This is a genomic window from Actinomycetospora sp. (assembly GCF_055612215.1).
Genome location: NZ_JBVPVA010000576.1, coordinates 1 through 5,042 on the forward strand (window position 1 = coordinate 1; position 5,042 = coordinate 5,042).

Here is a 5,042-nt window from a genome sequence, read left to right on the forward strand (position 1 = left end):
CCCGGACCCGTCCACCGACCCCGATCAGCACCGCGACACCGCTCCCGACGCCGAGCGGAGCCGCCCGGACGACCCGGCGCGGGGCTGGGTCCGCCGGCTCGGGCTCGACTGCTGGCGCCACCGCGGCCTCACGGTCGCCTCGGTCGGCGCCTCGACGCTCGGGGTGGGGCTGGAGTCGGTCGGGCCGCTGCTCGTGGCCGTGGCTGTCGACCGGGCGGTGCGCGGGTCCACGGCGGGCCTCGCCCCGATCGTCGCGGGGATCGTCGCGCTGGCGCTGGTGAAGTTCGCGATGGCGTTCCTGCGCCGCTACCTCGGGGGCCGGCTCTCGCTGTCGGTGCAGCACGACCTGCGACGCCGGGTGTTCGGCTCGATCTCCCGGCTCGACGGCCCGCGGCAGGACGCGCTGCGCACCGGCCAGGTGGTCTCGCGCGCGAACTCCGACCTCCAGCAGGTCCAGGGCCTGCTCGGGATGGTGCCGTACTCGGTGGGCACGGTCGCGCAGGTCGTCGTCTCCGTCGTGATCATGGCCTGGCTCTCGCCGCTGCTCACGGTCGTCGCGCTGATCACGCTGCCGGTGGCGCTCGCGTTCACCCTGGTGATGCGCCGGCGCCTCTTCCCGGCCACGTGGTCGGCCCAGCAGCGTGCGGCCGAGGTCGCGCAGGGCGTCGAGGAGACCGTCACCGGGGTCCGCGTCGTCAAGGGCTTCGGGCAGGAGGAGCGGGAGACGGCGCGGCTGGCCGGGGTCGCCGGGCAGCTCTACGGCGACCGGCTGCGCGCGGCCCGGCTCACCGCGCGGCTGACCCCCACGCTCGCCGCGCTCCCGACGGTCGGGCAGCTCGTGGTGTTCGCCCTCGGCGGCGCGCTCGCCCTCTCCGGCCAGATCACCATCGGGACCTTCCTGGCCTTCACCACCTACATCGCGGCGCTCATCGCGCCGGCGCGGATGGTGGCCGGCCTGGTCGTCACCGGGCAGCTGGCCCGGGCCGGCGTCGAGCGCGTCTACGAGCTCATCGACTCCCAGCCCGACATCGTCGACCCCCCGCAGGCCGTGACCCTCCCCGCGGGGCCGGTCGGTCTCGAGCTCGACGACGTCCGCTTCGGCTACGCGCGCAGCGAGCCCGTGCTCGACGGGGTGTCGCTGGCGGTCCGGCCCGGCGAGACGCTCGCGGTGATCGGCACGGCGGGCTCGGGCAAGTCGACGGTGGCGCTGCTCGTCCCCCGCTTCTACGACGTCCAGGGCGGCGCCCTGCGCGTGGGCGGGCACGACGTGCGCGGCGTGTCACTGACCTCGCTGCGCCGGGCCGTGGGCGTGGTGTTCGAGGAGGCCTTCCTCTTCTCCGACACGGTGCGCGCCAACATCGCCTACGGCTCCCCCGACGCCACCGACGCCCAGGTGCGGGCCGCCGCCGCGGCCGCCCAGGCCGACGAGTTCATCCGCGAGCTCCCCGAGGGCTACGACACCCGCGTCGGCGAGCGCGGGCTGACGCTCTCCGGCGGCCAGCGCCAGCGCGTCGCCCTGGCCCGGGCCCTGCTCTACGACCCCCGGGTGCTCGTGCTCGACGACGCGACGAGCGCCGTGGACGCCACCACCGAGGCCGCCATCGGGGAGACGCTGCGCGCGGTCACCGCCGAGCGCACCACCCTGGTCATCGCCCACCGCCGCTCCACGCTCGCCCTGGCCGACCGGATCGCGGTCCTCGACGAGGGCCGGGTGGTCGACGTGGGCACCGCGGCCGAGCTCACCGGCCGGTGCCGCCTGTTCAACGCCCTGCTCGCGGGGCCCGGGGAGGCCATCGACCAGCCGGCGCGGGCCCGGATCGACGACGTCGAGGGCCCGGGTCCCGACGGGACGACGCCGTCGCTCTGGCCGGTGCCCACCGAGCCCGACGCCGACCCGGCCGACGCCCCCGCCGGTGACCGCGGCGGGCCGGACCCGGTCGCCGCGGGCCTCGACGGCACCGTGTCCTCCCGCGAGATGCGCGCCGCCCTCGCCACGCTGCCGCCGGCCGACGAGCGTCCCGACCTGCACGGCGAGGACCCCACGACGCCCGACCCCGGCTTCCGGCTGGGCCACCTGTTGCGCCCGGTCCGCCTCGCGCTGGCCGCGGTCATCGGGCTGGTGGCCCTCGACGCGCTCGCCTCGGTCGCGTTCCCCTCGCTCGCGCGGCTGGCGGTCGACGGCGGGATCAACGGCCGCGACCCCTCGATCCTCGCGCTCGCGGTCGCCATCGGCCTCGGCGTCGTCCTCGTGGACTGGGTCGTCGTGTTCGTGCAGACCGTCCTCACCGCCCGCGTCGGCGAGAGCCGGCTCTACCTGCTGCGGGTGCGCAGCTTCGCCCACCTCCAGCGCCTGGGCCTCGACTTCTACGAGCGCGAGCTCGGCGGCCGAATCATGACGCGCATGACGACGGACGTGGACGCGCTCTCGTCGTTCCTGCAGACCGGGCTCGCCCAGGCCGTCGTCGCGCTGCTCACCGTGCTGGGGGTGGCGACGGCGCTGCTGGTCACCGACCTCGAGCTCGCCCTGGTGGCGCTCGCGGTGATGCCGATCCTCGTGGTGGCCACGGTGGTCTTCCGCCGTTTGTCCTCGGTCGCCTACGCCGAGGCGCGCGAGCGCGTCAGCGTCGTCAACGCCGACCTGCAGGAGAACGTCGCGGGGCTGCGCGTCGCCCAGGCCCACACCCACGAGGCGGCCTCCGCGGCGCACTTCGCCCGCCACAGCGACGCCTACCGCCGTGCCCGGCTGCGGGCCCAGCGGCTGATCGCCACCTACTTCCCCGGCGCCAACCTGCTCTCCGACCTCGCCCAGGCCGCCGTGCTCGGCGTCGGCGCCGCGCGCGTGGCGGGCGGGGACCTGTCCTCGGGCGTCCTCGTCGCCTTCCTGCTCTACCTGGCCATGTTCTTCGGGCCGGTGCAGCAGCTCTCCCAGGTCTTCGACGGCTACCAGCAGGCCCGCGTCGGCCTGACCCGCATCTCCGAGCTCCTGCGCACCCCCACCTCGGTGCCCGCCGCGATCGAGCCGGTCACCGTGGGCGCGCTGCGCGGGGACGTGGAGCTGCGCGACGTCGGGTTCTCCTACGCGGGCGCCGACATTCCGGCGTTGTCGCACGTGTCGCTGCGCGTCCCGGCCGGGCGCACCGTGGCGCTGGTCGGCGCGACCGGGGCGGGCAAGTCGACGGTCGTGAAGCTCGTCGCCCGCTTCTACGACACGACGACCGGCGCGGTGCTGATCGACGGCGTCGACGTCCGCCGCTACGACCTGCCCGGGCTGCGCCACCGCCTCGGGGTGGTGCCGCAGGAGGCGCACCTGTTCGTCGGCGACATCGCCTCGAACATCGCCTACGGGCGGCCCGACGCGAGCCCGGCGGAGATCGAGGAGGCGGCCCGGCGGGTCGGCGCGCTCGACGTCGTCGCCGCCCTCCCTGCCGGGTTCCGCCAGCCGGTCGGTGAGCGGGGTGGCGGTCTGTCGGCGGGGCAGCGTCAGCTCGTGGCCCTGGCGCGCGCCGAGCTCGTCGATCCCGCGCTGCTGCTGCTCGACGAGGCCACCGCTGCGCTCGACCCCGCGACGGAGTCGGCCGTGCTGGCCGCCGGCGACCGGGTCGCCGCCCGACGCACCACGTTCGTCGTCGCCCACCGCCTCGCCACCGCGGCGCGCGCGGACCACATCGTGGTGCTCCACGGCGGCCGGATCGTCGAGGAGGGCACGCACGAGGAGCTGCTCGAGGCCGACGGTCGCTACGCCCTGCTGTGGCGGACCGGCGCGGCGACCGCCGACGACGCCGAGGAGCTCGTCGAGCGCACGGGCGTCACCCCCGGTGGCGCCGCCGTGGCATGAACCGGTGCAGTGGGCAACAGGCCCGCCACCCGGGTACTCGCGGGGCGGTAACCTGGCGTCCGTTCCATTCCCGGCGTGATTGAGGCGATTTCCAGCCGTGTCGACGAGTAGCCCGGCAGCTCAGTTCGGTCCCAACGAGTGGCTGGTCGACGAGATGTACCAGCGCTACCTGGCCGACCCGAGCTCGGTGGACCAGGCATGGCACGAGTTCTTCGCGGACTACGCCCCCGCGGACGGTGAGAACACCGCCGGCGCGAACTCCTCCTCCTCGACGGGGGCCTCCGGCGCGGGCGCGTCGGCGCCCTCCTCCGGGGCCGCGTCGGCCACGGGGTCCTCGTCGTCGGGCGACTCCTCCGGCGCCCGGTCGGGCAACGGGAGCACGGGCGCCCCGTCCTCGACGGCGTCCCAGTCCCCTTCCGCGAACGGCGGCGGGAGCAGCACGAACGGCGCGTCGGCCGCGGCCACCCCGCAGTCCTCGACGTCCACGCAGTCGCGGTCGTCCACGTCCTCCCCGACCTCGCAGCAGTCCTCGTCGTCGGGGTCCGGCAACGGCGCCACGAGCACGCGACCCGCCGCGGAGTCCCCGGCGGAGACCAAGCCGGCCGCCGGGTCGACGACGCCCGCGAAGTCCCACGGCGACGGCGCGGACGACGCGACCGTCAAGCCGCTGCGGGGCGCCGCCGGCGCGATCGCCAAGAACATGCAGGCCTCGCTGGAGCTGCCCACCGCGACGAGCGTGCGCGCGGTCCCGGCGAAGCTGCTGGCCGACAACCGCATCGTCATCAACAACCACCTGCGGCGCTCCCGCGGCGGCAAGGTCTCGTTCACCCACCTGCTCGGCTACGCCATGGTGCGCGCCCTGCGGGACTTCCCGTCGATGAACCGCCACTACGGCACCGACGAGAAGGGCCGGCCCGCGGTCGTCGACCCGGGGCACGTGAACCTCGGCCTCGCGATGGACCTGCAGGGCAAGGACGGCTCGCGCTCGCTCGTCGTCGTCGCGCTCAAGGGCTGCGAGAAGCTCAACTTCGCCCAGTTCTGGGCCGCGTACGAGGACGTCGTGCGCAAGGCGCGCACCGGCAAGCTCACCACCGAGGACTTCGCCGGCGTCACGATCAGCCTCACCAACCCGGGCACGATCGGCACGAACCACTCGGTGCCGCGCCTGACCGTCGGCCAGGGCACGATCGTCGGCGTCGGCGCGATG

The 5,042-nt window shown here is 75.3% G+C and carries 2 protein-coding genes; both read left to right on the forward strand.

Going from position 1 to position 5,042, the window contains the following annotated elements:
- The coding region (locus AC0CYZ_RS15885; protein ID WP_472217000.1) for an ABC transporter ATP-binding protein at window positions 1-3,835 on the forward strand (3,835 nt) is incomplete at its 5' end.
- 97 nt (window positions 3,836-3,932) lie between these two features.
- Window positions 3,933-5,042: 2-oxo acid dehydrogenase subunit E2 (locus AC0CYZ_RS15890; protein WP_472217002.1), on the forward strand; the 1,110-nt coding region annotated here is incomplete at its 3' end.